Annotated in this window: 1 protein-coding gene; it reads left to right on the top strand. The window is 41.8% G+C overall.

Going from position 1 to position 275, the window contains the following annotated elements:
- A partial coding sequence (locus ACPYOM_RS22455) for a nitrilase-related carbon-nitrogen hydrolase (RefSeq protein ID WP_481347657.1) occupies window positions 1–275 on the top strand: 275 nt, incomplete at both ends.

Below are 275 nucleotides of genomic sequence, written 5' to 3'. Positions count from 1 at the left end.
GATGAATACCGTAAAATTCACATCACACCAAACGAGAAAAAATATTACGGCATGAAAGGAGGAAACGAAATCCGTGTTTTTGATACCGACTGCGGAAAAATCGGATTAGTGATTTGCTATGATGTTGAGTTTCCTGAGCTTCCGAGAATTTTGGCTGATCAGGGAATGAAGATTCTTTTTGTTCCTTACCTTACAGACACGCAGAATGCCTACATGAGAGTGCGTCACTGCGCCGCTGCACGAGCAATTGAAAATGAATGCTATGTTGCTATAGC

The organism is Monashia sp. HAY1-2A, from assembly GCF_056755315.1.
This window is presented reverse-complemented; position numbering and strand designations above follow the sequence as displayed.